Here is a 24,905-nt window from a genome sequence, read left to right on the forward strand (position 1 = left end):
GTTTATGCCCTCTCACCGCGGATGGAAACTGCCGGGAAGGGGTATTGCTCGTTGCGTTCAACCCAGTCCATGAAATCGGCACGAGCGCCAGGGAAGCCGATCATGGTCCAGCCGACCATGCCTTTGTTGCCACCGTGGATGGGGTCGCAAAAGAACCCTTCCTTGGTGTTTTGCAGCAACAGGTTGAAGAACATCTTGGGCGGCACCGCTTCAAAATGCGCCGTCACTTCACTGCCGCCAGCTTCCAGACGACGCAACATATCGTCTCGGGTAGCGCTGTCTTGCGCAGCAAAAGCTTTACCGTTGAAGGCTTTCGACCAGGCATCCGTCGCGGCAATGCCCAGGCGATAGATGTCCTTGGGCACCAGTTTGGACTGCCAGCCCATCTCTGGAGCGGCATCCGCGTTGAACGGGCCTTGCATGAACCACAGCGCGCCGCTGGCGTACGGGGTGTTCATCTGACGGTCGATATATTCCGGCGCACCGGCTTCCAGGGCGCCCGGGCCTTGCTCATCGGCGGGAATCAGGCGCTCGACGGCGGCGTTGATAAACGCCCACTCCTCAGCCGTGAAGTAAGCAGGCTCGTAGGCCTTTTCACTCACCACAGGCTTGGCGGGAGCGGCCTGCGCCGGTTCAGGCGTTGCCATCAGCATCGAGCCGCCAAGGCCAGTGCTGGCAACCGTGACCACCGGGATCAAGGTCAAGGATTTGCGCAAAAAGTCACGCCGGGGGTTGTCTTGATCTTGATCAGACATGGTGGCACCTCATCATGTGGTCACGGGAATATCGGCCGGCTTCTAGTGAGCGGCTTGGCCTTTTAGGCAATCGATAGTTACAAATGATAGCAGGCTATGAATTCACAGAACCGTTTCAGCGACTAAAGACTGAGGATTCACGATTCTTTGACGGCCTCCTCACGCCTCATTGACCCCCTCTGGACGAACCTGAGCACCACCCACTCCTTGCTCGGTTATGTCACCCATGCTCAAGAATCAATGGTTGTCGGGCCTCGGCCTCGCGATCATCGCGATGTTCACCTGCGCTTACGCTCAAGCCGACGACACCGTCTCCATCCGTTCACCGGAGTGGGCCCAGCCTGTGGGTAATCAATACAACTTGCACCAGATGACGCCCACCCTCTACCGCAGCGCACTACCGGATCGCAACGCCGGGCCGCTGTTGGAACAACTGAAGATCGGCACCGTGATCAACTTCCTGCCGGAGTCGGATGCCGACTGGCTCAAATCGCCTGGCATCCGTCAGGTTCAACTGACGTATCGCACCAACCATGTAGATGATACGGACGTGTTGGCGGCGCTGAGGGCCATCCGGGAAGCCGAAGCCAACGGCCCGGTGCTGATGCATTGCAAGCACGGCTCTGACCGCACTGGCCTGATGGCGGCGATGTATCGGGTAGTGATTCAGGGATGGAGCAAGGAAGACGCGCTGAACGAAATGACCTTGGGCGGGTTTGGCTCCAGCAATGGCTTCAAGGACGGCGTTCGCTACATGATGAGGGCCGATATCGACAAGTTACGCACGGCCTTGGCGAATGGCGATTGCAGCACTAGCGCGTTCGCGTTGTGCTCGATGAAGGATTGGATCACGACGACGGGAAAAGACGAGAAATAACTGTAGGAGCCCGGCTGGCCGAACTCCTACAGAGGGCCGCCCGTCAGTCTTTTTTCAACTTCGGATTAGGAAAGAACTGCACCGCCTGCACCTTCGGGTCCGCCGGTGCTTTCAACGCCGTGGTATTGACCCGCGTGCCCAATTCCTTGGGCACCGACAACCCTTGATCATTCAGCGTGTCGGTATAGCCGCAGGCCACGCACTCACGGTGCGGCACGTTGTCCTCGGTCCACATCTTCAGCTTGTCCGGCTCACTGCATGCCGGGCAGACCGCCCCGGCGATAAATTGCTTTTTGGTAATCACAGGCCCTTCACTCATGCTGCCGCGTCCTCACTCAGGCCGCTGTGGCGCAAGAGTGCGTCAATCGACGGCGCGCGTCCGCGGAAGTCGACGAACAGCACCATCGGCTCCTGGGAGCCGCCACGCGCCAGGATCGCTTCGCGGAAGGCACGGCCGGTCTCGGCGTTGAGCACGCCGTCTTCTTCGAACTTGGAGAAGGCATCCGCCGACAACACTTCGGCCCACTTGTAGCTGTAATAACCCGCCGCATAACCGCCCGCGAAGATGTGCGCAAAGCTGTTGGGGAAGCGGTTGTAGGCCGGCGGACGCATCACCGACACTTCATCGCGCACGCCTTCCAGCACCTGCGCCACGCTGCGACCATCGCCGTGGGTGGCGTGCAATTCAAAGTCGAACAGCGAGAACTCCAGTTGGCGCACCATCATCAGGCCGGACTGGAAATTCTTCGCCGCGAGCATTTTTTCCAGCAGGTCCTGGGGCAACGGCTCGCCGGTTTCATAGTGGCCGGAGATCAGCGCCAGGCCTTCCGGCTCCCAGCACCAGTTCTCCATGAACTGGCTCGGCAGTTCCACCGCATCCCAGGCCACGCCATTGATGCCGGACACGCCTGCGTGTTCTACGCGGGTCAGCAGGTGATGCAAGCCGTGGCCGAATTCGTGGAACAACGTGGTGACTTCATCGTGGGTCAGCAGGGCAGGCTTGCCGCTGTCGGCCGGGGTGAAATTGCACACCAGGTTGGCCACCGGGCTTTGCAGCACACCGTCGATGGTGCGACGACGGTCGCGGGCACCGTCCATCCAGGCACCGCCGCGCTTGTTGGCGCGGGCATACAGGTCAAAGAAGAAGCGGCCCACGTGTTGCCCGTTTTCCTTGATTTCGAACAGGCGGACATCCGGGTGCCAGGTGTCGAAGCCTTTCTGCTCGGCGATCTCGATGCCGTACAGGCGCTGCACGATGGCGAACAGGCCGCCCAGCACTTTGTCGATCGGGAAGTAGGCGCGCAGGGCTTCCTGGGACACGCTGTAGCGCTGCTCGCGGAGTTTTTCGCCGTAGAAACCGCTGTCCCAGCTTTGCAGGTCGGCGCAGCCTTGTTCGGCGGCGTAGGCCTTGAGCTGTTGCAGGTCCTGGGCGGCAAACGGCTTGCTGCGCTTGGCCAGGTCACGCAGGAAGCTCAGCACCTGGTCACTGGACTCGGCCATCTTGGTGGCCAGGCTCAATTCGGAGAACGACGCATAACCCAGCAACTGGGCCAGTTCCTGGCGCAGGTCGAGGATCTGTTCCATCACCGGGCCGTTATCGTTCTGACCGGCATTCGGGCCTTGGTCCGACGCGCGGGTGCAGTAGGCCGCGTAGACTTCTTCACGCAGGGCACGGTCCTGAGCGTAAGTCATGACGGCGTAGTAGCTAGGGAATTCGAGGGTGATCAGCCAGCCGTCGAGACCTTTGGCCTGGGCGGCGGCGGCCATTTGCGCCTTGGCCGAGTCGGTCAGCCCGGCGAGGGTGGCTTCATCGGTGACGTGCCTGGTCCAGGCCTGGGTGGCGTCCAGCAACTGGTTGGAGAACTTGCTGCCCAGTTCCGACAGCTTGCTCTGCACTTCAGCGTAGCGTTTTTGCTGCTCCGGCGGCAGATCGATGCCCGACAGGCGGAAGTCACGCAGGGAGTGTTCCAGGATGGTTTTCTGCGCCACGTCGAAACCGGCGGCTTCCGGGCTGTTAGCCAGGGCTTCGAAGGCCTGGAACAGCGCACGGTTCTGGCCCATCTCGGTGGAGTAGGCGCTCAATGCCGGCAGGCAGCCTTCGTAGGCTTCGCGCAGTTCGGCGCTGTTGCACACGGCGTTGAGGTGGCTGACCGGGCTCCACGCGGCGCCCAGACGATCATTCAGCTCGTCCATGGCCAGCACCAGGCCGGCCCATGTCGGATTTTTGCCCTGGCTTTGCAGGATGCCTTCGATGGCAACGCGGTTGTCGGCGAGGATCTGTTCGATGGCCGGCTGGACGTGCTCGGCACGGATCGCCGAGAACGGCGGCAGGTCGTAGGACTGCAGAAGAGGGTTGTTCGCGCTCACGGTTGGCACCTTGGCTGAAGAAACATGTAAGAACAAAGATGGGGCCATCTTAATTACAATCAACGCCCACCGCAGCTATCAGCAGAAGAGAGAGAGGCTATCGTGACCCTTCGCACCTATCAGAACCACACGCCAGCCCTGGGCGCCGGGGCTTTTGTCGATATTTCGGCGGTGGTGATCGGCGATGTCGAAATCGGCGCCGACAGCTCGGTCTGGCCGCTGACCGTGATCCGTGGCGACATGCACCGTATCCGTATCGGTGCGCGCACCAGCGTGCAGGATGGCTGTGTGCTGCACATCACTCACGCCGGGCCGTTCAACCCGAACGGTTTCCCGCTGCTGATCGGCGACGACGTGACCATCGCCCACAAGGTCATGCTGCATGGCTGCACAGTCGGCAATCGCATCCTGATCGGTATGGGCAGCATCGTGATGGATGGCGCCGTGGTCGAGGACGACGTGATCATCGGCGCCGGCAGCCTGGTGCCGCCGGGCAAGAAACTTGAAAGCGGCTTCCTGTATGTCGGCAGCCCGGTCAAACAGATTCGCCCGTTGACTGACAAGGAACGCGCCTTTTTCACCTACAGCGCCGCGAATTACGTGAAGCTCAAAGACCTGCACCTGGCTGAAGGATTCGACCGATGACCTTGCCTTACCAAACCGTCCTGTTCGACCTGGACGGCACGCTCACCGACCCACGCGAGGGCATTACCCGCTCGATCCAGTACGCCCTCGGCAAGTTGGGTATCGACGAGCCGGACCTGACCAAACTCGAACACTTCATCGGCCCGCCCTTGCTGCAGGCGTTCATGCAGTTCTACGGCTTCGACGAGGCCAAGGCCTGGGAAGCGGTGAATTTCTATCGCGAGCGTTTCAAGGTCACCGGCCTGTACGAAAACCGTGTGTTCGACGGCGTGATGCCGCTGCTGGAAGCATTGAACGATCAAGGCCGCCAGCTCTACGTCGCCACTTCCAAGCCCTGGGTGTTTGCCCGCGAAATCGCCCGGCATTTCGACTTTGCCAAGCACTTCAAGGTGATCTACGGCAGCGAGCTGGACGGGACGCGCACCAACAAAATCGAACTGATCGCCCACCTGATGAGCGAGGAAGGCCTGGACCCGGCCACCACCTTGATGATTGGTGATCGCAAGCATGACCTGATCGGCGCGCACAAGAATGGGCTGGATTCGGCGGCGGTGGGGTATGGGTTCGGCAGTTTCGAGGAGCTGGATGCCGAGGCGCCGACCTGGCATTTCGAGACGTTGGCGCAGATGCACCAGGCATTTTTGCAGCGCACTTGAGGACGCTATCGGGGGCAAGCCCCCTCCCACAGTGGAGTGTGTTCACAAATTAGCATGTGGGAGGGGCTTGTCCCCGATGAGGCCCTGAAGGCCAATACCTTGCAACTGCCTCAACGCCGCCTTGCGCTGTTCCATCGGCAATCCGCCCAGCTTCTCCACCGCCGCATAAAACCTCAGCCAATCCCCACCTTCCTGCGCAAACAACGCCGCAAACGCAGGCACCCACTGGTCATACAGCCCGAACGGTAACAACCGCGCATTGTTCATGGGTTGGTTGATCCACGCGTCATACCGTTTGTCCCCGCCCCACTGGCTGTCGCGCAGCTGCCGGTAATCGCGACGCAGACGCTCGAACTCGGCCGCCTTCGCCTGGCGCATCACATCAGTGGCCAAGGGTTGGGCATAGAGTTTTTCCAATCGTTGGCGGGTATCGAGGATCAGCTGAATGAACTCATCACGCTGCTTCGACGCCGACAGGCTCTGCGGCGCCAAGCCACGTGCAGCGCGCCACTGACGCGTACCTTCCTGCTCGACGAAATTGGCAAACGACTCATTGAACTCGGTGTCGTCCTTCACATAGAAACGCTGATGCGCCAGTTCGTGGAAGATCAACGTGGCCAGCCTCTCATCACCCCAGTTCATCATCGAATTCATGATCGGGTCATTGAACCAGCCCAAGGTGGAATAGGCCTCGACACCGCCGATCGACACGTCCATGCCTCGCTGCTTCAACAACGCCGCCTCACCACGCGCCGCACCCTGGTTGTAGTAGCCGCGATAGGCCACACAGCCCGCAATGGGGAAGCAATGGGTTTCAGGAGACAGGGAAAACTCCTGCGTGGCGAAGACGTTCCAGACCACATAGGGTCGGCCAATGTCGGCGTACAACCTGTAACTCTGGTTGTCAGGCAGATGCAGGTGTTCACTGGCGAACGTACGCGCCTTTTGCGATTGCGCCAGGTGTTCGCGCAACAACGGTGGGCGGGAAGGGTCGGCGATCACCTGCGCCACCGGCTCCCGGGCCCGCAGCAATTGCCACTGACCGCTGGCCAACTGGCTGTAATAGCTGACACTGGAACAGCCGCTGAGCAGCACAACCATCAACCCTGGAAGAAAACGCCTGACCATGCCCCGACCGCTCCTGGGTAATTTGCTCGCCAGACTATCGCGCCCAGGCAGAATTTTTCCATGGCGCGACGTGTTTATACTCATGGGAGGTCTGCCGCCGTCGCAGCAGGCTCAATTCTATCTTCCCGTTGAGTGCCTGCCATGCGCCAGCTCTTGTTACCCGTCGCCGCTTTGTTCCTCAGCGCCTGCACGACAACACCCGTACCACCGATGGATCCGCAACAGGCGTGGGTCGATTTCACTACGCCGACGCCGGGCTCCAAGCTGGTCATGGCGCAGCGCCTGGACGGCAAGAACCTGGATGACGGACGTTTCTTCCAAATGCCACCCGGCCATCATGAACTGATGGTGCGCTTCGACTTTGAAGTCCCGGCCGGCGGCGGTTTGGGTGGGCTCAGCCAGATGATGTATCGCACCTGCTTCATGACCCTGGAATATGACCACTTCCAGGCTGGCCAGCGTTATGTGCTGGAAGGACGCTCGCTGGCCTTCACGCCGAATATCCGGTTGTACGATTCGGCGCGTCAGTTGCTCGCGGAGGAACGCAGCGTCAACTGCATCTGATCAGTTGTTGTTTTTCTGGTAGATGATGCGCTTGGTGCCGTTTTCGCACGAACCGACAATCATCGCACTGTCGTGATTCTTGGCTTCTTCGGCGGTGATGATTTCCAGGGTGTACGAAGGAATCGCCTTGGCCTGGATCTTCACTTCAATCTCTTTCCTGAGCTCTTCGCAGTCTTTTGGCGCGGCCACAGCCGATGTGGCCAATACACCGCAGATGATCGCCAAGGCAAAACGTTTCATGTGTGAAGCTCCCTGAATGCATTGCGCACGGGTGTGCGCCTAGGCTGCATGGTAATAGGACCACACTTACAAAACACGAGTTCTGATCTAACGCAGGGCTAAATGTGGAAGGGGGCTTGCCCCCCTCCCACATTGGACGGGCTGTGTCAGCTGACCAAGGTGGCATCCAGGCTGATTTTTGCGTTCAGCACTTTGGACACCGGGCACCCTTCCTTGGCTTTTTTGCTCAGTTCATCGAACTGCGCCTGACTCGCGCCCGGAATCTTGGCCTTGAGGATCAGGTGCACAGCGGTGATCGCAAAACCACCGTCAACCTGGTCCAGAGTCACTTCGGCCTGGGTATCAATGCTGTCAGCCTTGAGCCCGGCATCGCCGAGAATCATGGAAAACGCCATGGAGAAACAGCCGGCGTGGGCCGCACCGATCAGTTCTTCCGGGTTGGTGCCCTTGCCGCCCTCGAAACGGGCCTTGAAGCCGTAGGGCGCTTCACGCAGTACGCCGGTTTCCGTGGAAATAGAGCCCAGGCCAGTCTTCAGGTCACCTTCCCAATGCGCGGATGCTTTTTTAACGATACTCATAGCGGTCTCCTCGAACGGTGGTTTTGCGTCAGTAAGGGTTCTGAGGATAGTCGGCCCGGCAAAGTTCATCTTGTGAGAAAAACCTAGCGATTCAGTAGGAAATTTCCTGGCCTGCTATTGAATCTCGGGTATATGCCCTCATTGCATAGAGCATGCACATGAAGCGGCAGGTTTTGGTTCGTCTAAAAAGCCTGCGGCCCCTTTGGAGAAGCAGGCTTATGAAATCGCTGTCCGACGTAAAGTTCTCGACCCTCGACCTGGTGCCCGTGCGCGCCAACGGCAGTCCGGCGCAGTCACTGCGCAATTCCCTGGACCTGGCCCAGCATGTAGAAAAGTTTGGCTACACCCGTTTCTGGGTGGCTGAACACCACAACATGGACGGTATCGCCAGTTCGGCCACCTCGGTGCTGCTGGGTTACCTGGCCGGTGGCACCTCGACGATCCGCGTCGGCTCTGGCGGCGTGATGCTGCCCAACCATGCGCCGCTGGTGATCGCCGAACAGTTCGGCACCCTGGAAAGCCTCTACCCCGGCCGTATCGACCTGGGCCTGGGCCGCGCACCCGGCTCCGACCAGATGACCGCCCGCGCCCTGCGCCGTGAGCGCTCCGGCAGTGCCGACGATTTCCCCGAAGATGTGGCGGAGCTGATGGCCTACCTCGGCCCACGCACCCCCGACCAACGGGTGATCGCCGTCCCCGGTACCGGCACCAACGTACCGGTCTGGCTGCTGGGCTCCAGCCTGTTCAGCGCGCAATTGGCAGGTGAACGCGGTCTGCCTTACGCCTTCGCCTCGCATTTCGCACCGCGCCTGATGCATGAGGCGATTCGCGTGTATCGCAATCACTTCAAGCCTTCGGCCGTGCTGGACAAGCCTTACGTGATGCTTGGCATTCCGCTGGTCGCTGCAGATACGGATGAACAGGCTGAATACCTCGCCACCTCGGTCTATCAGCGCATCCTCGCGCTGATGCGCGGGCAAAGCCTGGTGCAGCGCGCACCGGTGAAAACCATGGACGGCCTGTGGCTGCCCCATGAAAAAGACGCGGTCGGCAGCTTCCTCGGCCTGGCCATGGTCGGTAGCCCGGCGAAGATCCGCGCCAAGCTGGAGGTGCTGATCGAACAAACCGGCGCCGATGAGCTGATCTTTACCTGCGACCTGTACGAGCACGCCGATCGGATTCATTCCTACGAACTGCTGGCGCAAGTGATGAAGGGCTAAAACCCTCAGGCGAAAAAAAACCGACGCACTCGCGTCGGTTTTTTACGTCTGCAACACGGGATTAACCGCGCTTGTAGGCGATTTCCTTGGTACCGGCTTCGCAGCTGCCGACTACCGTGTAGCCATCGGCTGCAGCGCCTTTATCCACAACTTCCAACGAATAACCCGAAGCGCCCTTGGCGTCGATTTTCGCCGCAATCTCGCTTTTCAGCTCTTCACAAGGCTTGCCTGCCGCCAGGGCTGTGCCTGCAATGCTCAACAAACCTACCGCTAACAGGAACTTCTTCATCCGTTACTTTCCTTGCGCTGATCAAAAAGAGCGTGCCGACGCTTGCGGCATCGGCACCCATTGGTTGTAGCGCAGGTTATGGCAATCGGCCAGTCAGCAAGTTCAACCGCTGCGATCAACTACTGGCAATTCGGAACCCTACCTTGAGGGTGACCTGATAGTGCGCAACCTTGCCATTCTCGATATGGCCACGTGTTTCAGTCACTTCAAACCACTCGAGATGCTTGATGCTCTTGTTGGCTTCAGCAATGGCATTGTTGATCGCGTCTTCGATGCTGGTGGTCGACGAGCCAACCAATTCGACTTTCTTGTAGGTGTGATGATCACTCATGGCAGTTCTCCTAAGGGTCGTTAAGCAAGCGTAGCAGTCAATGTTCGTACTGCTTCTGGCGACCGTTCCTACCTGAAAGTTCAGATTAACTGCACTTTCTGAAACGGCCGCAGTCGGTATCTACACACGCCACTCAATCACTTCAGGAGAGTCCACATGGCCAACACTTCTTTACGCAAAGCGTCGCTGGAAAGCATGGAAGCCGAGATTTCGAGCCTGCTCAAGTCTCTGGAAAGCCTCAAGGACGATGCGTCTGACGAATCGCGCAAAACCTTGAAGGCCCTGAAAAGCAATGCCGAGAATGCCCTCAAGCACTCCCGCCACCTGATCAGCGATGCCTACGAAGAAAGCAAAGTCAAAATTCGCGAAACCGGTGTTGCAACCCGGGACTACGCACAAGAACACCCATGGACTACAGCCGGTGTTGCCGTAGGCGCACTGGGCCTGCTGGCCGCCTACCTGCTGTGCAAGCGCGGTGACTAATCTGGCTGGCGCAACAGCTCAGCCTTGAGCCACTGCGCCAGTTGCCCGGCGCGTCCGTCCGCGGCGCGCTTGGGTAGCCACAACGCCAGGTGCGCCGGGGTTTCACTGAAACCCCACGGCGCCACCAGGCGACCCGCGCGCAAGTCTTCGACCACCAGCGGTTCTGGCGCAATCGCAACGCCCAGCCCGGCCACTGCCGCCTCCAGCAAATAATACAAATGCTCAAACCCCTGGCCGTGTTTCAACGCGCCGGGTTCGATGCCGTGTTGCCGCGCCCAACTGGGCCAGGCTTGCGGACGTGAGGTGGTGTGCAACAGCGCTTCACCACACAACACCGACGCGGGTGCCCGGCGCAGCCGCTCGTAGCGGGCGAAACGCGGGCTCATCACCGGGCCGATGAGTTCGCTGGCCAGTTCATACACCTGCATATCCGCAGGCCAGGGTGGCTCGGCGAACACCAACAGGGCATCCAGGCCGGGGCGGCGCGGGTCAAGGTCACCGTCACCCGCCGACAGGTGCAGACGCAGGTCCGGCAGGTCCGCGTTCAAGCGCCCCAGGCGCGGGATCAGCCAGCGCGCCAGCAAGCTGCCCGAGCAACCCAGCACGAACGGTGCGTCGGCACTGCTCTGGGTCAGTTCGGCGCACACGTCCCTCAGCCGCTCGAACGCCTCGGCGCTGGCGTCACGTAGACGAGTACCGGCATCTGTGAGTTTAAGGCCGCGCCCCTCCTTGACGAACAAACTCACGCCCAAGTGCTCCTCCAGCACTTTCAACTGCCGGCTGACCGCCCCATGGGTCACATGCAATTGCTCGGCTGCCTGGCTGACGCTGTTCAAACGGGCGGTGGCTTCAAAGGCACGCAAGGCATTGAGGGGTGGAAGGTCTCGACTCATCTGTGAGTTTTCCTGACAGGTTGCGGCGATCTTATCGGTTTTCAGCGCAGGACGTCAGGGGTAGAGTGGCCCTCATTGCTTCCTACACCCATTCTCTCCTGGAGCGTCCCATGACTCAGTCCCAGACCGATCTACGCAACGGCCCAGACGTCAACGGCCTGTTCGGCGCGTTCGGCGGCCGTTACGTCGCTGAAACCCTGATGCCGTTGATCCTAGACCTGGCCCGAGAATACGAAGCGGCCAAGATCGATCCGGCGTTCAACGAGGAATTGGCCTACTTCCAACGTGACTACGTCGGTCGTCCAAGCCCGTTGTATTTTGCCGAGCGCCTGACCGAGTTCTGTGGCGGCGCCAAGATCTACCTCAAGCGCGAAGAGCTGAACCACACCGGCGCACACAAGATCAACAACTGCATCGGCCAGATCCTGCTGGCGCGGCGCATGGGCAAGAAACGCATCATCGCCGAGACCGGCGCCGGCATGCACGGCGTGGCGACTGCCACCGTGGCTGCGCGCTTTGGACTGCAATGCGTGATCTACATGGGCACCACTGATATCGAGCGCCAACAGGCCAACGTGTTCCGCATGAAGCTGCTGGGCGCCGAAGTGATCCCGGTGGTCGCCGGCACCGGCACCCTCAAGGACGCGATGAACGAAGCCCTGCGTGACTGGGTAACCAACGTCGACAGCACCTTCTACCTGATCGGCACCGTGGCCGGCCCGCACCCGTACCCGGCCATGGTGCGCGACTTCCAGGCCGTGATCGGCAAGGAAACCCGCGACCAACTGCAAGCCCAGGAAGGCCGCCTGCCGGACAGCCTGGTGGCGTGCATCGGCGGGGGGTCCAACGCCATGGGTCTGTTCCACCCGTTCCTGGATGACACGAGCGTGGAGATCATCGGCGTGGAAGCTGCCGGCCACGGCATCGAAACCGGCAAGCACGCCGCCAGCCTCAACGGTGGCGTACCTGGCGTACTGCACGGCAACCGTACTTTCCTGCTGCAGGACGACGATGGCCAGATCATCGACGCCCACTCCATCTCTGCCGGCCTGGATTACCCCGGCATCGGCCCGGAACACGCCTGGTTGCATGACATCGGCCGCGTCCAGTACACCTCGGTGACCGATGACGAAGCCCTCGACGCCTTCCACAAATGCTGCCGCCTGGAAGGGATCATTCCGGCCCTGGAAAGCGCCCACGCCCTGGCCGAAGTGTTCAAGCGCGCCCCGACCCTGCCGCAGGATCACCTGATGGTGGTCAACCTGTCGGGGCGTGGCGATAAAGATATGCAAACCGTCATGCACCATATGGAACAATCGCAGCAGGAGAAACACTGATGAGCCGCCTGCACACCCGCTTCGCCCAGCTGAAAGAACAGAACCGTGCCGCCCTGGTAACCTTCGTCACCGCTGGCGACCCTGGCTATGACACCTCCCTGGCGATCCTCAAAGGCCTGCCGGCCGCCGGTGCCGATGTGATCGAGCTGGGCATGCCCTTCACTGATCCGATGGCGGACGGCCCGGCCATTCAGCTGGCCAACATCCGTGCGTTGAATGCCAGGCAGAACCTGGTGAAAACCCTGCAGATGGTCCGCGAGTTCCGCCAGGACAACAACGACACGCCGCTGGTGTTGATGGGCTACTTCAACCCGATCCACAAATACGGCGTACCGAAGTTCATCGCCGACGCCAAGGAAGCCGGGGTCGACGGCCTGATCGTGGTCGACATGCCGCCCGAGCATAACGGCGAGCTGTGCGACCCGGCCCAGGCCGCAGGCATCGACTTTATCCGCCTGACCACACCGACCACCGACGACGTACGCCTGCCTACCGTGCTCAACGGCAGCTCAGGCTTCGTGTATTACGTTTCGGTCGCCGGCGTGACCGGTGCCGGTGCGGCGACCCTGGAACACGTCGAAGAAGCCGTGACCCGTCTGCGCCGCCACACCGACCTGCCGATCAGCATCGGCTTTGGTATCCGCACACCGGAACAAGCGGCGGCCATCGCCCGGCTGGCCGACGGTGTGGTGGTGGGTTCGGCGCTGATCGATCACATCGCCAATGCCAAGAACGACCAGCAAGCCATCGACGGCGTGTTGAGCCTGTGTGCGGCGCTGTCGGAAGGCGTGCGTAACGCCCGTAAGTAAGCGCCCGGCGCTTTCAGCTTTTTCCGCTAGGCTTGAGGGTGGACATTGCGTCCTCCCTCAACGCACTTCATGCCTATTGCCGTCTAACCGCCTGCGCAAGCCCCGCATTCCTTGCCCTCCCGGTCGTTAAGTTAGTCGCATCAGAAGTCATTCTTGGCTCTTTGGAGTACATCATGGCATTTGATCTCATTACCGCTGCGGATCGTCGTCATTCAACGCTGCAAAAAGGTTTCAACCTGCGCTGGCCGCTGGGCAATGTGCAGGGTGAATCGTCGTCGAACGGCGCCAACTTGATTTATCTCTGTTACAGCCCCCAGGACATCATCGACGCCGCCGCCCAGGCGTTGGCGATCCCCGATGGCCGGATTACGGTGCGCAGCGGTGGCCACTGCTATGAGGGTTTTGTCGCGAACAAAATGCCCGACAGTCCCAACGAAGTGCTCTCGATCATCGATATCAGCCAACTGAACCAAGTGGTCTACGACGCCACGGGGCAGATTGCCTCACAACTGGTGCCCGCCTCGCCTCATCGCTACAGCTACCGCCTGGAAGCGGGCGGCCAGAACTGGGATGCCTATGTGGCGCTGTACAAACTGGCCAACACGAGCTTGCCCGGCGGCTCGTGCTATTCGGTCGGGCTGGGTGGGCATATTTGCGGCGGTGGCTACGGGCTGCTGTCACGCAAGGATGGCCTGGTGTGCGATTGGTTGAGCGGCGTCGACATCCTGGTGCCGAACGCCCAGGGCAACGGCCTGGTCCCTGTGCATGTCGCCCGCAATAGCACCCAACAGGACGAACTGGATCTGTTCGCCGCCTGCTGCGGCGCAGGCGGCGGGCAGTTCGGGATTATCACCAGTTACTACTTCGAACGTTTGCCACAAGCCCCCAAGGAAGTGCTGTGGCTGGTACTGGAATGGGACTGGTCCCTGCTGACCAAGCCAGCCCTCGACAGATTGCTGGCGGCCTATCAGGGCTGGTTTGCCCGCAACCAGGCCAACCCGGACACCTGGGGCCTGGCGACCAAACTGGAGATGCGCCATCAGAACACTGGCAACGTCACGATGGATGTTCATTACGTGGACAAGCAGGGCGAGTTGAATGATCAAGCGCCTTTTGAAGACTTTGTTAGCTCGATGCTCAATGCCATCGGCATTCCCGCGACCGAATGCCTGAGTCCTTCGCCAACGACCCACCTGCCACACAGCAACCCGCCAGGGCCGACGATCAATTCACTGGCGTCTGCCCTGGCGGCGACCCGTCGAATGGATTGGCTGCATTGCCAGCAGACACTCAACGGCTCAGGGCCCAACCAGCGTGGCCGGTATAAGTCGGCCTACCAGAAGGGTATTTTCATCGCCACTGTGCTGCAGGCGATCTGGGACACGCTGACGTGGGACGATCCCGATAAACGGCTGACTCAAAGCCTGATCCAGATCCAGTCCTTCGGTGGGCAAATCAATCAGGCCAGCGCCGCCGTGCGGCGGGAATCATCGGTTGCACAGCGTTCGTCCTACTTGAAGTGGCAACCACAATGCTATTGGCGTGACGAAAGCAGCACTTCGGATCAAGCCCATGCGCAATGGATCCAGGGACTGTTTTTCGCGGCATTTGCCAATGACAACGGCGTTCCGGTCAATGCCCAGTTCGAAGGGTGCTACATCAATTACCCCGACCGCGACATGCTGTTTATCGACGGCGACCCCAGCAAGGGACCCAACCCGCAGTGGTACAAGATCTTCTTCCCTGACCTGATGATCGAAAGCCGCCTGCGCCGCACCAAGCAGCGCTGGGACCCGCTGAATGTGTTCCGTAACGAGATGTCGGTGCCCTGAGCCAAAAGGAAAAAGGGCGACCGCAAGGGTCGCCCTTTTTTACAACTCGATCCGCTCGACTTTACCCACCAGCAACACGTAGGAAAGCGCCCCGAGCAAGGCCAGCACCGCGATGTAGGTAATCGCCGGCGCAAACGAATCACCGCTGGCCAAAAAGCCGATCACAATCGGCGTGGCAATCGCCGACAGGTTGCCGATGAAGTTGAACACCCCACCGGTCAGCCCCAACAGGCGGGCCGGTGCCAGGGTCGACACCAGCGACCAGGTAATCGACGCCAGGCCATTGCCAAAGAACGCCACCGCCAGGAACGCAATCACCCAGGCCGTCGAGTCCACATAGTTGGCGCCGATGATCGCCGTGGAAATCAGCAGCCCGCCAATGATCGGCAACTTGCGCGCAAACCCCACCGACGCACCGCGACGAATCAGCCAGTCGGAAAAGATCCCGGAACACAGCACGCCGACAAACGCCGCCAGGAACGGCAACGATGCCAGCAGGCCGGACTTGATGAAGTCCATCCCGCGATATTTCACCAGGTAGGTGGGGAACCACGTCAGGAAAAACCACAGCGTGGAGTTCAGGCAGAACTGCCCCAGGTAGATGCCCCAGAGTTTGCGCTTGCTCAGCACGATCCCCAGGTCGACCCAGCTGAACGGGGCCTTGGCGGTTTTTTCCTGCATGTCCACCAGGCCGCCGCCTTCGCGGATCAGCTCGATTTCAGCGGCGTTGGCGCCTTTGAAATCCTTCGGCTCGCGATACACCGCGTACCAGATGATCCCCCACAGGATGCCAACGCCACCGGTGACGACAAACACCATGTGCCAGCCGAAGGCGTGTTGCAGCCAGGCCAGTACCGGCGTGAGGAATGCCAGCCCGACAAACTGCCCGGAGGTATAGAAGCCAATCGCCGTGGCGCGTTCGCGCTCGGGAAACCAGGTGGTGACCACGCGGCTGTTGATCGGATACGCCGGGGCTTCCAGGGCACCCACCGCCATGCGCAGCACGAACAACGCGATAAAGCTGGCAGCGAAGCCGAGCATCACGGTGGCGATGGACCACAAGATCAGCGCGGCGGTATAGAGAATGCGCGGCGGCACGCGGTCCACCAGCCAGCCGCCAGGGATCTGCATGGCTGCGTAGGTCCAGCCGAACGCGGAGAAAATCAGCCCGACCTGAACCGGGTCGATGCCCAGTTCGCTGGTCAGCGCCGGGGCTGCAATCGACAGGTTGCTGCGGTCGAGGTAATTGATCACCACGGTGATGAACAGCAGCACCATGATGAAAAAACGCTTTTTGGTAGGCGTGACTAAAGAAGCCTGCCCGGTGAAGGATTCAGGGTGCATGGGGGTTGCCTCTTCTTATGCTTATTGAGGGCTTGCAGGAGCCGGCATCCCGGCTCCTGCAGGGTGCTTACCACTCGGCGAAGCTGCCGTCGGCATGCCGCCAGATCGGGTTGCGCCAGCGGTGGCCGATGGCCGCGCGCTCGATCACGTATTCCTCATTGATCTCGATGCCCAGCCCCGGCCCGTTGGGGATCTTCACGAAGCCCTGGTCATAGTCGAACACACCGGGGTCGCGCACATAGTCGAGCAGGTCGTTGCTCTCGTTGTAGTGAATGCCCAGGCTTTGCTCCTGGATAAACGCGTTGTAGCAGACCGCATCCAGTTGCAAACACGCCGCCAGGGCAATCGGACCCAGCGGGCAGTGCAGTGCCAGGGCCACGTCATAGGCCTCGGCCATGTTGGCGATCTTGCGGGTTTCGGTGATGCCACCCGCGTGGGAAGCATCGGGCTGGATGATGTCGACATAGCCTTCGCTGAGCACACGCTTGAAGTCCCAGCGCGAGAACAGGCGCTCGCCCAGGGCAATCGGGGTGCTGGTCAGCGGCGCGAGTTCCTTGAGCGCTTCGTAGTTTTCGCTGAGCACCGGCTCTTCGATAAACATCAGCTTGTACGGATCCAGCTCCTTCATCAGCACCTTGGCCATGGGCTTGTGCACACGGCCATGGAAGTCGACGCCGATGCCGACGTTGGGGCCGACCGCATCACGCACAGCGGCGACGTTTGCCAGGGCCAGGTCGACCTTTTCGAAGCTGTCGACGAATTGCAGTTCTTCGGTGCCATTCATCTTCACCGCGGTGAAGCCTCGAGCCACAGCCTCTTTGGCAGCGCGGGCGGTGTCGGCTGGGCGGTCACCACCGATCCACGAGTACACGCGGATCTTGTCGCGCACCTGGCCGCCGAGCAAGTCGCTGACGGACACGCCGAGGGCCTTGCCCTTGATGTCCCACAGCGCCTGGTCGATACCGGCGAGGGCGCTCATGTGCACCGCACCGCCGCGGTAGAAGCCGCCGCGATAGAGCACGGTCCAGATGTCTTCGATGTTGCGCGGGTCTTTGCCGATCAGGTAGTCGGACAGTTCTTCGACGGCAGCCGCCACGGTATGGGCGCGGCCTTCGACCACGGGCTCACCCCAGCCGGTCACGCCCTGGTCGGTCTCGACCTTGAGGAAGCACCAGCGCGGCGGGACGATAAAGGTCGTCAGTTTGGTGATTTTCATCTCTTGTCTCTCTTATAGATGCAGCGCCAGGGGCGCGGAACTTGATGTCAGCTCAGGACTTTCCAGGCGGCGACATAAGCCTGGGCACGGCTCGCTACCTGATCCACTGTCATACCCGGTTTGAACAACCCGGAACCCAGCCCGAACCCTTTGGCGCCGGCATCGACAAACACCTGCATGTTGTCCGGGGTAATGCCGCCGACCGGCAGCAGCAAGGTGCCTGCCGGCAGTACCGCCAGCCACGCCTTGATCACCGCCGGGCCCATCTGCTCGGCGGGGAACAGCTTCAGCACGTCAGCACCTTCGGCCAGGGCGGCGAAAGCTTCGGTCGGTGTCGCCACACCTGGCGACAGGAACAGGCCTGCGGCTTTCGCCGCTCGCAGCACCTTGGCATCGCTGTGGGGCATCACGATCACCTGGCCACCGGCCGCCTTCACCTGCTCGACCTGCTCAGGCAGCAACACCGTGCCTGCGCCGATCAGGCAATCGGCGGGCAGGCTGTCGCGCAGGGTGCGGATGCTGGTGTAAGGATCGGGCGAATTCAGCGGGACTTCGATCACACGAAACCCGGCCTCGTACAACACCTGGCCGACGGCCTGGGCTTCGTCCGGACGGATGCCGCGCAGAATCGCGATCAAACCGTTTTGTGCGAGTGCGTGCTTGAGCATGTCAGGCCTCCAATACAGGTTGAGTGAGCCCGGATGCCACCGCCAATTGCCACAGTCCGCGCTCGGTGGCCTCCTGCGCCAGACTGACGTGGGCGAAGCCGCAGAGGGCGAGGGCGCGTTGATAGCGGGCGCAGAGGGGCGCGGCGCCGACCAGGATGATCGGCTTGTGCCGGGCACTGCCGGGCAGGCCGGCGAGTTCATGGCCGATGAGCAAGCCGGAGAGGTAATCGGGCTGCTGCTCGGCAGTGAGTTCAGCGGTGAGGCCCAGGGTGCGCGCACTGAAAAGCGTCGACAGCACGCCGCGCTCGCCGTCTTTGGACAGCGCCACCTGCACGCCGCGGTCAAAGGCGTCAGCCTGGAATTGTGCGGATTGTTGTTGGGTACGCCCAAGGATGCTGTGCTTGCTCAACACCGCAAACAGCTCGCCGGTCATGAAGGTGTCGAAGTGAGTGATGCAGCCATCGACCACTTCGACCCACTTGGAATGGCTGCCGGGCAGGCCGATCAACCCATTGGTGCTCAGCCCTTGAAGCACGCCCAGCACTTGGGTTTCTTCGCCGCGCATCACGTTGGGCAAGCCGATCTGCTCGATCACGCCCGGCACGATATGCACATCCACGCCACGCAGGCTGCGCACCTTGTGCAGCGCCTGGCCAAGGCTGGCGACATCGACAGGGGTGTTGCGATAAGCCGCCTCGCTCCAGCCCTGGGCACTGCCGACCATGCCGCAGGCAATCACCGGCAAACCGGGCTCGGCGTCGAGCCAGTCACCACACGCCGCATCGAACGCCAACTCGAAGCCATCGCTGCAACGCACGCCAGCAATGTCCCGGGGTTCATTGGGCAAATGCATGATGCCCCACGCCAGCGAGCGCTGTTCCAGCACTGCGCCGACGGGGCCGAGTTTATAAGCACGAAGGGAACTGGTACCCCAATCGAGCGCGATCAATTGCGCCTGCATCGCTTCACCTGAGTTCTGAGCGGATGCAGTGAATATAAACCTACGGCGCAGAAAGTCTCAATATATAAATATCAATCCCATATTTAGGGATTTAATTTAAGAAAAGGCTGACAAGTTCAGCTCCCGCATTGCCCCCATCCAGACGGCATAGTCAGTGTGGTCCTTCAGGTCATCGCCGGTATCGGGGTGCAGGAACACCACCAGGCCATTGCGATGGATCACCAGCCACGGCAACACCACACCGATGTATTCCGGGTCGAACGCCAACTGGCAGCTCCAGTCCGGGTGCGGCCCTACAGGCCGCTCGTGCACACGGCCCATGCGCAGCGGGAACAGTTTGGCAGCGTCTTCACACAAGGTGCGCGCCTGTTCGATAGTGTTCGCGTCGAAGTAGATATGGGCGTGATAGCCCTTGATACGTTGCATGACGGACTCCGGATCCAATATGCGCCAGATGCTAGACCGCAATCGATGGCAGGGCCAGTCCGGTCAGCGACTGCGCGCTGCTGGCCTGCTCGGCCACCAGCCAGTCGACAAACCGCTCCACCAACTGCCCTCGGCGTTTGCGCTGGGGTTGCACCACGTAATAGCCGAAACGCGAGATCACCGTGTCGTGGATCGGTCGGCACAGCCAGTTCTGCTCCAGCAGGTTGTCCACCAGATGGCGCCAGCCGATGGCCACGCCCTGGCCGGCAATCGCAGCCTGGATCAACAGGGTGTAGTTATCGAAGCGCAACTGGCCGGGAGTAGGCGCAGTGGTGATGCCCAGTTCGCGAAACACGCCACTCCAGTCGAACCACTGGCTGTTGTTTTCCTGGCGCAGGTGCAACAACGGAAAATCGTGCAAATTTTGCTTAGTCAGTGGCGTGGCCTGTTCTTTGAGCCACTGCGGGCTGCACACCGGGAACACTTCCTCGTTGAACAGCCACAGGCTATCGCCCTGCTTGAAACGGCCGTCGCCAAACAGTACCGCCACATCAATATCGCTGCGCAAGGTCGCGTGGTTGCGTTCGCTGGTCACCAGGCTGACGTCCACCTGGGGGTTGGCCTGGTGGAAGCGGTGCAAACGCGGCATCAACCAATAAGCGGCGAAGGCGAAGTCGGTCGCCACTTGCAGCACTTCATGCTGATCCTGCTGGGTAATCAGGCTCAGTCCCTGGTTGATGCCCTGCAAACCGCCCTGCACATGCTCGAACAACAGGGCGCCGGCATCGGTCAACTCAATGCCACGGTAGATGCGATCAAACAGGCGGATCGCCAGTTGTTCCTCCAGGCGCTTGATCTGCTGGCTGATCGCGGGCTGGGTGGTGCCCTGTTCCATGGCAGCGGCGGTAAAACTGCGGTGGCGCGCCGCTGCTTCGAACGCGCGCAGCAGATCGAGGGACAGGTCGCCAAGGGCTTCATACATAAGCGGTGCTTATCCTAGACATTGCTTTTCATGGGCTTTACCCCATTTTCCATGGGCTGCATGCTCATTCGCATAAACACCGCCTATGGAATGCCGATAGATCATGAAGCGCAAGAACATTCTTTTCATCATGGCCGATCAAATGGCCGCGCCGATGTTGCCGTTCTACGGACCTTCCCCCATCAAATTGCCCAACCTGAGCCGCCTCGCCGCACAGGGCGTGGTGTTCGATGCCGCGTACTGCAACAGCCCGCTGTGCGCACCGTCGCGCTTTACCCTGGTCAGTGGCCAGTTGCCGAGCAAGATCGGCGCCTACGACAACGCCGCCGATTTCCCCGCCGACGTGCCGACCTACGCTCACTACCTGCGCCGCCTCGGCTACCGCACCGCGCTGTCGGGCAAGATGCACTTCTGCGGTCCCGACCAACTGCACGGTTACGAAGAACGCCTGACCAGTGACATCTACCCCGCCGACTATGGCTGGGCGGTGAACTGGGACGAGCCGCACGTGCGCCCCACCTGGTACCACAACATGTCGTCGGTGCTGCAAGCCGGCCCGTGCGTGCGCACCAACCAGCTGGATTTCGACGAAGAGGTGGTGTTCAAGGCCCGGCAATACCTGTTCGACCATATCCGCGAAGACGGCGAACGACCGTTCTGCCTGACGGTATCGATGACCCACCCGCACGACCCGTACACCATTCCCAAGCCGTTCTGGGACCTGTACGACGACGCCGACATCCCCCTGCCTGCAACGCCTGCCCAGGCTGATCTCGACCCCCACTCCCAGCGCCTGCTCAAGGTCTACGACCTGTGGGACAAACCGCTGCCCGTGGATAAGATCCGCGATGCGCGCCGCGCCTACTTCGGCGCGTGCAGCTACATCGACAGCAATGTCGGCAAGCTGCTGCAGACCCTGGAAGACACCGGCCTGGCCGATGACACCATCATCATCTTCTCCGGCGACCACGGTGACATGCTCGGCGAGCGCGGGCTCTGGTACAAAATGCACTGGTTCGAAATGGCCGCGCGCGTACCGCTGCTGGTCAGTGCGCCGGGGCAATTCGCGGCGGGCCGAGTGACGCAAGCCGTGTCCACCGCCGACCTGCTGCCGACCCTGGTGGAACTGGCCGGCGGCGAACTGGACCCGCGCCTGCCGCTGGACGGCCGCTCTCTGGTCCCGCACTTGCAAGGGCAGGGCGGGCACGACGAAGTGTTCGGCGAATACATGGCCGAAGGCACCATCAGCCCGCTGATGATGATTCGCCGAGGCGCCTACAAATTCATCTACAGCGAAGACGACCCTTGTCTACTGTTCGATGTGCACAACGACCCGCACGAGCGGGAGAACCTCAGCCAGTCACCGGAACACCGGCCACTGTTCGAGGCGTTTTTGAGTGAGGCGCGGGCCAAATGGGACATCCCGGCGATCCACCAGCAGGTGCTCGCCAGTCAACGCCGTCGTCGCCTGGTATTCGAGGCACTCACCCAGGGCAAGCTGAAGAGCTGGGATCACCAGCCACTGGTGGACGCCAGTCAGCAATACATGCGCAACCATATCGACCTCGACGACCTGGAGCGCAAGGCACGTTATCCACAACCCTGCCAAAACCAATAAATACAGAGGGAAGGCCATGCAAAAGTTGACTGTGATGTTGAGCCTGTTGGTACTGACCAGCGCCAACGTGTACGCGGACGCCAGTTGTGAAACGGTAAAAATGGCCGATCCGGGCTGGAGCGATATCGCAGCCACCAACGCCATCGCCGGTTTCCTGCTGACCGGCATGGGCTACAAACCGAAGGTGGACACCCTGGCGGTGCCAATCACCTTCGGCGGGCTCAAGGACGGCCAGGTGGACGTGTTCCTCGGCAACTGGATGCCGGCACAGCAGGGCTTCTACGACAAGTTCGTGGCCAATGGCGATGTGGTGCAACTGGCGAAAAACCTCGACGGCACCGAGTTCACTCTCGCTGTGCCCGACTATGTGTGGGACGCCGGGGTGCATGATTTTGCCGACCTGAACAAGTTTGCCGACAAGTTCGACAAGAAGATCTACGGCATCGGCTCCGGCGCGCCGGCAAATATCTCGTTGCAGGAAATCATCAAGAAGAACGACTTCGACCTGGGCCAGTGGAAGCTGGTCGAGTCCAGCGAACAGGCGATGCTGGCCGAAGTGTCGCGAGCGGTGAAGAAACAGAAATTCGTCACCTTCCTCGGCTGGACCCCGCATCCGATGAACGTGCAGTTGAAAATGCGCTACCTCAAGGGTGGCGAGAAATACTTTGGTGACACTGGCAGCGTGTATACCTTGACCCGCAAGGGTTACGCACAGGCCTGCCCGAACGTAGGAAAACTGCTGACCAACCTGAGTTTTACCCAGGAGATGGAGAACGGCATCATGGCCGAGGTCGCCAACAACAAGGTCAGCAACGCCGATGCGGCGAAGGCGTGGATCAAGGCCAATCCGGCGGTATTGGATAAGTGGCTTGAGGGTGTAAAAACACTGGACGGTAAAGACGCACTCCCTGCAGTTAAAGCCAGACTCTGAGGCCTGATGCAATTCAAATGTGGGAGGGGGCTTGCCCCCGATAGCGGTGTCTCAGCCATGGATGTATCAACTGACACTCCCTCATCGGGGGCAAGCCCCCTCCCACATAGGCCCTGTGTGTACTGATACTCTGATGCAAACCTTCCGATCCGAGTCCGCGATGCCCCGGCCCAACCGCCACACACTCTTTCCCTTCCTCAGCTGGCTCCCGCGCCAAACCCGTGCCAGCGTCGGCCGGGATGCAATCGTCGGCCTCAGTGGCGCAGTCCTCGCCCTGCCACAGTCGATTGCCTACGCGCTGATTGCCGGTCTCCCACCCGAGTACGGCCTGTACGCCGCGATCATCCCGGTACTGATCGCTTGCCTCTGGGGTTCGTCCTGGCACTTGATCTGCGGGCCCACGGCGGCGATTTCCATTGTGCTGTACGCCAGCGTCAGTCCATTGGCCGTGCCGGGGTCACAGGACTACATCACCCTGATCCTGCTGCTGACCTTCCTCGCCGGCGTTTTCCAGTGGCTGTTGGGCATGCTGCGCTTCGGCGCGTTGGTAAATTTTGTATCGCACTCGGTGGTGCTCGGGTTCACCTTGGGTGCCGCCGTGGTGATCGCCCTCGGCCAGTTGCCCAACCTGATGGGGCTGGATCTGCCAAGCCAGGCCACCGCCATCAATAGCTTGTTGGCACTGATTCATCACAGCGGCGAATGGGACCACGCGTCCCTCTTACTGGGGTTTGGCACGTTTCTGGTCGGCGCGCTGCTCAAGTACCTGGTGCCTCGCTGGCCAACGCTGTTGATTGCGCTGGCACTGGGCAGCCTGGTGGCGTGGCTGTGGCCAGCGATGTTCGGGCACGTAGCGCTGGTCAGTTCGTTTGTGGGCAAACTGCCGCCGTTCAGCCCGTTGCCGATGGACCTGGACATGCTCCTGCGCCTGCTGCCGAGCGCCGTGGCGGTGGGCATGCTCGGGTTGGTGACCAGCCTGTCGATTGCCCGCTCGTTGTCGGCGCGCTCACAGCAATTGCTCGACGCCAACCAGGAAGTCCGTGCACAGGGTCTATCCAATATCGTGGGCGGATTTTTCTCCGGCTACCTGTCAGCCGGCTCGTTCACACGTTCCGGCCTCAGCTACGAGGCGGGCGCCTGCTCGCCGTTGGCCGGGGTGTTTTCCGCGTTATGGGTGGCGTTGTTCGCGTTATTTGGCGCGGCCCTGATCGCCCATATCCCGATCCCGAGCATGGCCGCGAGCATCTTGCTGATCAGTTGGGGGCTGGTGGACCGTCGCGGCATTCGTGCGCTGTTCCGCGTCAGTCGCGCCGAGTTTGTGGTGATGAGCTTGACGTGTGTGGCCACCTTGTTGCTGGAGCTGCAAACCGCCATTTATGCAGGGGTGCTGGCGTCGCTGTTTTTCTACCTCAAGCGCACCTCCCAGCCACGGGTACAACAGTGGCGAGATGGCGATGAGGATGTGCTGCGCGTGGGCGGCTCGATCTTTTTCGGCGCCAGCCATTACCTGCAAGTGCGTCTGCAAAGCCTGCAGGGCGAGCGGGTGGTGATCGAGGCGCAGCAGATCAACTTTATCGACTATTCAGGGGTGGAGATGCTGCACCAGGAGGCTCGGCGCTTGCGTGGGCTGGGCCGCAGTTTGACGCTGCGCCGGGCCAGGCCGCAGGTGGTGGAAGAGTTGAGAAAGCTGGAAGGGGCCGACAATTGCCCCATCCAGTTCCAAGACTGAAAACGATCAACAATGTGGAAGGGGGC

At 60.9% G+C, this 24,905-nt stretch carries 27 protein-coding genes; 12 read left to right on the forward strand and 15 right to left on the reverse strand.

All coding sequences use genetic code 11. The features are described 5' to 3' along the window. Positions 1 to 2: 2 nt before the first annotated feature. Positions 3 to 755 carry a gluconate 2-dehydrogenase subunit 3 family protein gene (locus AC3WP7_RS15660; protein ID WP_092241451.1) on the reverse strand — a complete coding sequence of 251 codons (753 nt, stop codon included), beginning with the start codon at positions 753 to 755 and terminating at the stop codon, positions 3 to 5. A 226-nt stretch (positions 756 to 981) separates the two neighbouring features. On the opposite strand from AC3WP7_RS15660, the gene AC3WP7_RS15665 reads away from it, so the two are divergent. Next, the gene (locus AC3WP7_RS15665) at positions 982 to 1,632 is read left to right on the forward strand and encodes a phosphatase domain-containing protein (protein ID WP_102592505.1); all 651 of its coding nucleotides are present in this window, start codon (positions 982 to 984) and stop codon (positions 1,630 to 1,632) included. A 43-nt stretch (positions 1,633 to 1,675) separates the two neighbouring features. Here the strand turns inward: AC3WP7_RS15665 and AC3WP7_RS15670 are convergent, their stop codons facing one another. Both AC3WP7_RS15670 and prlC read right to left on the reverse strand, forming a co-directional pair. After that, on the reverse strand, positions 1,676 to 1,951 hold the full coding sequence (locus AC3WP7_RS15670; protein ID WP_003187322.1) for a YheV family putative zinc ribbon protein: 276 nt from the start codon (positions 1,949 to 1,951) through the stop codon (positions 1,676 to 1,678). After that, positions 1,948 to 3,999, reverse strand: coding sequence for an oligopeptidase A (prlC, locus tag AC3WP7_RS15675; RefSeq protein ID WP_071490923.1), 2,052 nt, complete (start codon positions 3,997 to 3,999; stop codon positions 1,948 to 1,950). The genes AC3WP7_RS15670 and prlC overlap by 4 nt, the downstream gene beginning before the upstream one ends. Before the next feature lie 102 nt (positions 4,000 to 4,101). Between prlC and AC3WP7_RS15680 the strand changes: the two genes are divergently transcribed. Next, positions 4,102 to 4,644: a gamma carbonic anhydrase family protein gene (locus tag AC3WP7_RS15680; RefSeq protein ID WP_092241455.1), complete on the forward strand. Its 543-nt coding sequence runs from the start codon at positions 4,102 to 4,104 to the stop codon at positions 4,642 to 4,644. Then, on the forward strand, positions 4,641 to 5,300 hold the full coding sequence (locus AC3WP7_RS15685; RefSeq protein WP_093514270.1) for an HAD family hydrolase: 660 nt from the start codon (positions 4,641 to 4,643) through the stop codon (positions 5,298 to 5,300). Before AC3WP7_RS15680 ends, AC3WP7_RS15685 begins: the two co-directional genes overlap by 4 nt. A gap of 42 nt (positions 5,301 to 5,342) precedes the next feature. On the opposite strand, the gene AC3WP7_RS15690 is transcribed toward AC3WP7_RS15685, so the two are convergent. After that, positions 5,343 to 6,428, reverse strand: a complete 1,086-nt coding sequence (locus tag AC3WP7_RS15690; protein ID WP_102592506.1) for an aminopeptidase — start codon at positions 6,426 to 6,428, stop codon at positions 5,343 to 5,345. A 141-nt stretch (positions 6,429 to 6,569) separates the two neighbouring features. On the opposite strand from AC3WP7_RS15690, the gene AC3WP7_RS15695 reads away from it, so the two are divergent. Continuing rightward, a complete protein-coding gene (locus tag AC3WP7_RS15695; RefSeq protein WP_071490919.1) occupies positions 6,570 to 6,992 on the forward strand; it encodes a PA0061/PA0062 family lipoprotein in 423 nt (140 codons plus the stop codon). On the opposite strand, the gene AC3WP7_RS15700 is transcribed toward AC3WP7_RS15695, so the two are convergent. Both AC3WP7_RS15700 and AC3WP7_RS15705 read right to left on the reverse strand, forming a co-directional pair. Beyond that, entirely contained in the window at positions 6,993 to 7,232 is a 240-nt protein-coding gene (locus tag AC3WP7_RS15700; RefSeq protein WP_092241461.1) for a DUF1161 domain-containing protein, read from the reverse strand. Between the two features lie 146 nt (positions 7,233 to 7,378). Further along, positions 7,379 to 7,810, reverse strand: coding sequence for an OsmC family protein (locus tag AC3WP7_RS15705; protein ID WP_017253980.1), 432 nt, complete (start codon positions 7,808 to 7,810; stop codon positions 7,379 to 7,381). A 218-nt stretch (positions 7,811 to 8,028) separates the two neighbouring features. Here AC3WP7_RS15705 and AC3WP7_RS15710 point away from each other — a divergent pair, with 218 nt between their 5' ends. Beyond that, the gene (locus tag AC3WP7_RS15710) at positions 8,029 to 9,030 is read left to right on the forward strand and encodes an LLM class flavin-dependent oxidoreductase (RefSeq protein ID WP_102592507.1); all 1,002 of its coding nucleotides are present in this window, start codon (positions 8,029 to 8,031) and stop codon (positions 9,028 to 9,030) included. A gap of 61 nt (positions 9,031 to 9,091) precedes the next feature. Here AC3WP7_RS15710 and AC3WP7_RS15715 read toward each other — a convergent pair whose 3' ends face one another. Both AC3WP7_RS15715 and AC3WP7_RS15720 read right to left on the reverse strand, forming a co-directional pair. Further along, entirely contained in the window at positions 9,092 to 9,319 is a 228-nt protein-coding gene (locus AC3WP7_RS15715; protein WP_012721486.1) for a DUF1161 domain-containing protein, read from the reverse strand. A gap of 115 nt (positions 9,320 to 9,434) precedes the next feature. After that, on the reverse strand, positions 9,435 to 9,650 hold the full coding sequence (locus AC3WP7_RS15720) for a dodecin (RefSeq protein ID WP_032885105.1): 216 nt from the start codon (positions 9,648 to 9,650) through the stop codon (positions 9,435 to 9,437). Positions 9,651 to 9,806: 156 nt separating this feature from the next. On the opposite strand from AC3WP7_RS15720, the gene AC3WP7_RS15725 reads away from it, so the two are divergent. Continuing rightward, entirely contained in the window at positions 9,807 to 10,133 is a 327-nt protein-coding gene (locus AC3WP7_RS15725) for an ElaB/YgaM/YqjD family protein (RefSeq protein ID WP_003170746.1), read from the forward strand. On the opposite strand, the gene AC3WP7_RS15730 is transcribed toward AC3WP7_RS15725, so the two are convergent. Further along, a complete protein-coding gene (locus AC3WP7_RS15730) occupies positions 10,130 to 11,026 on the reverse strand; it encodes a LysR family transcriptional regulator (RefSeq protein ID WP_102592508.1) in 897 nt (298 codons plus the stop codon). The genes AC3WP7_RS15725 and AC3WP7_RS15730 overlap by 4 nt on opposite strands. 110 nt (positions 11,027 to 11,136) lie before the next feature. Here AC3WP7_RS15730 and trpB point away from each other — a divergent pair, with 110 nt between their 5' ends. The 3 genes from trpB (at position 11,137) to AC3WP7_RS15745 (ending at position 15,004) form a co-directional block, all read left to right on the forward strand. Further along, positions 11,137 to 12,363 (forward strand): tryptophan synthase subunit beta, encoded by a 1,227-nt coding sequence (trpB, locus tag AC3WP7_RS15735; protein WP_092241468.1) that lies wholly within the window; start codon positions 11,137 to 11,139, stop codon positions 12,361 to 12,363. Then, complete coding sequence (gene trpA / locus AC3WP7_RS15740; RefSeq protein ID WP_092241470.1) at positions 12,363 to 13,172, forward strand: tryptophan synthase subunit alpha; 810 nt, start codon at positions 12,363 to 12,365, stop codon at positions 13,170 to 13,172. Before trpB ends, trpA begins: the two co-directional genes overlap by 1 nt. Before the next feature lie 173 nt (positions 13,173 to 13,345). Continuing rightward, positions 13,346 to 15,004 (forward strand): BBE domain-containing protein, encoded by a 1,659-nt coding sequence (locus AC3WP7_RS15745; RefSeq protein ID WP_102592509.1) that lies wholly within the window; start codon positions 13,346 to 13,348, stop codon positions 15,002 to 15,004. 39 nt (positions 15,005 to 15,043) lie between these two features. On the opposite strand, the gene AC3WP7_RS15750 is transcribed toward AC3WP7_RS15745, so the two are convergent. From AC3WP7_RS15750 to AC3WP7_RS15775, 6 genes are all read right to left on the reverse strand, one after another. Further along, positions 15,044 to 16,348, reverse strand: a complete 1,305-nt coding sequence (locus AC3WP7_RS15750) for an MFS transporter (RefSeq protein ID WP_092241474.1) — start codon at positions 16,346 to 16,348, stop codon at positions 15,044 to 15,046. A 67-nt stretch (positions 16,349 to 16,415) separates the two neighbouring features. After that, a complete protein-coding gene (gene dgoD, locus AC3WP7_RS15755; RefSeq protein ID WP_003170741.1) occupies positions 16,416 to 17,564 on the reverse strand; it encodes a galactonate dehydratase in 1,149 nt (382 codons plus the stop codon). Positions 17,565 to 17,611: 47 nt separating this feature from the next. Beyond that, complete coding sequence (locus AC3WP7_RS15760) at positions 17,612 to 18,232, reverse strand: 2-dehydro-3-deoxy-6-phosphogalactonate aldolase (protein WP_092241476.1); 621 nt, start codon at positions 18,230 to 18,232, stop codon at positions 17,612 to 17,614. Position 18,233: 1 nt separating this feature from the next. Continuing rightward, complete coding sequence (locus AC3WP7_RS15765; protein WP_092241478.1) at positions 18,234 to 19,193, reverse strand: 2-dehydro-3-deoxygalactonokinase; 960 nt, start codon at positions 19,191 to 19,193, stop codon at positions 18,234 to 18,236. A gap of 96 nt (positions 19,194 to 19,289) precedes the next feature. After that, on the reverse strand, positions 19,290 to 19,619 hold the full coding sequence (locus AC3WP7_RS15770) for a DOPA 4,5-dioxygenase family protein (protein ID WP_058424390.1): 330 nt from the start codon (positions 19,617 to 19,619) through the stop codon (positions 19,290 to 19,292). Positions 19,620 to 19,650: 31 nt separating this feature from the next. Then, positions 19,651 to 20,601 (reverse strand): choline sulfate utilization transcriptional regulator, encoded by a 951-nt coding sequence (locus tag AC3WP7_RS15775; RefSeq protein WP_093120181.1) that lies wholly within the window; start codon positions 20,599 to 20,601, stop codon positions 19,651 to 19,653. Positions 20,602 to 20,704: 103 nt separating this feature from the next. Here AC3WP7_RS15775 and betC point away from each other — a divergent pair, with 103 nt between their 5' ends. The 3 genes from betC to AC3WP7_RS15790 all read left to right on the forward strand — a co-directional run bounded on the left by betC (position 20,705) and on the right by AC3WP7_RS15790 (position 24,879). Next, positions 20,705 to 22,219, forward strand: a complete 1,515-nt coding sequence (betC, locus tag AC3WP7_RS15780; RefSeq protein WP_071490909.1) for a choline-sulfatase — start codon at positions 20,705 to 20,707, stop codon at positions 22,217 to 22,219. 16 nt (positions 22,220 to 22,235) lie between these two features. Continuing rightward, positions 22,236 to 23,150: a choline ABC transporter substrate-binding protein gene (gene choX / locus AC3WP7_RS15785; protein WP_092241482.1), complete on the forward strand. Its 915-nt coding sequence runs from the start codon at positions 22,236 to 22,238 to the stop codon at positions 23,148 to 23,150. Between the two features lie 160 nt (positions 23,151 to 23,310). Further along, complete coding sequence (locus AC3WP7_RS15790) at positions 23,311 to 24,879, forward strand: SulP family inorganic anion transporter (RefSeq protein WP_102592517.1); 1,569 nt, start codon at positions 23,311 to 23,313, stop codon at positions 24,877 to 24,879. The last annotated feature ends 26 nt before the right edge of the window (positions 24,880 to 24,905 follow it).

It is taken from the genome of Pseudomonas sp. FW305-3-2-15-C-LB1, assembly GCF_058787615.1.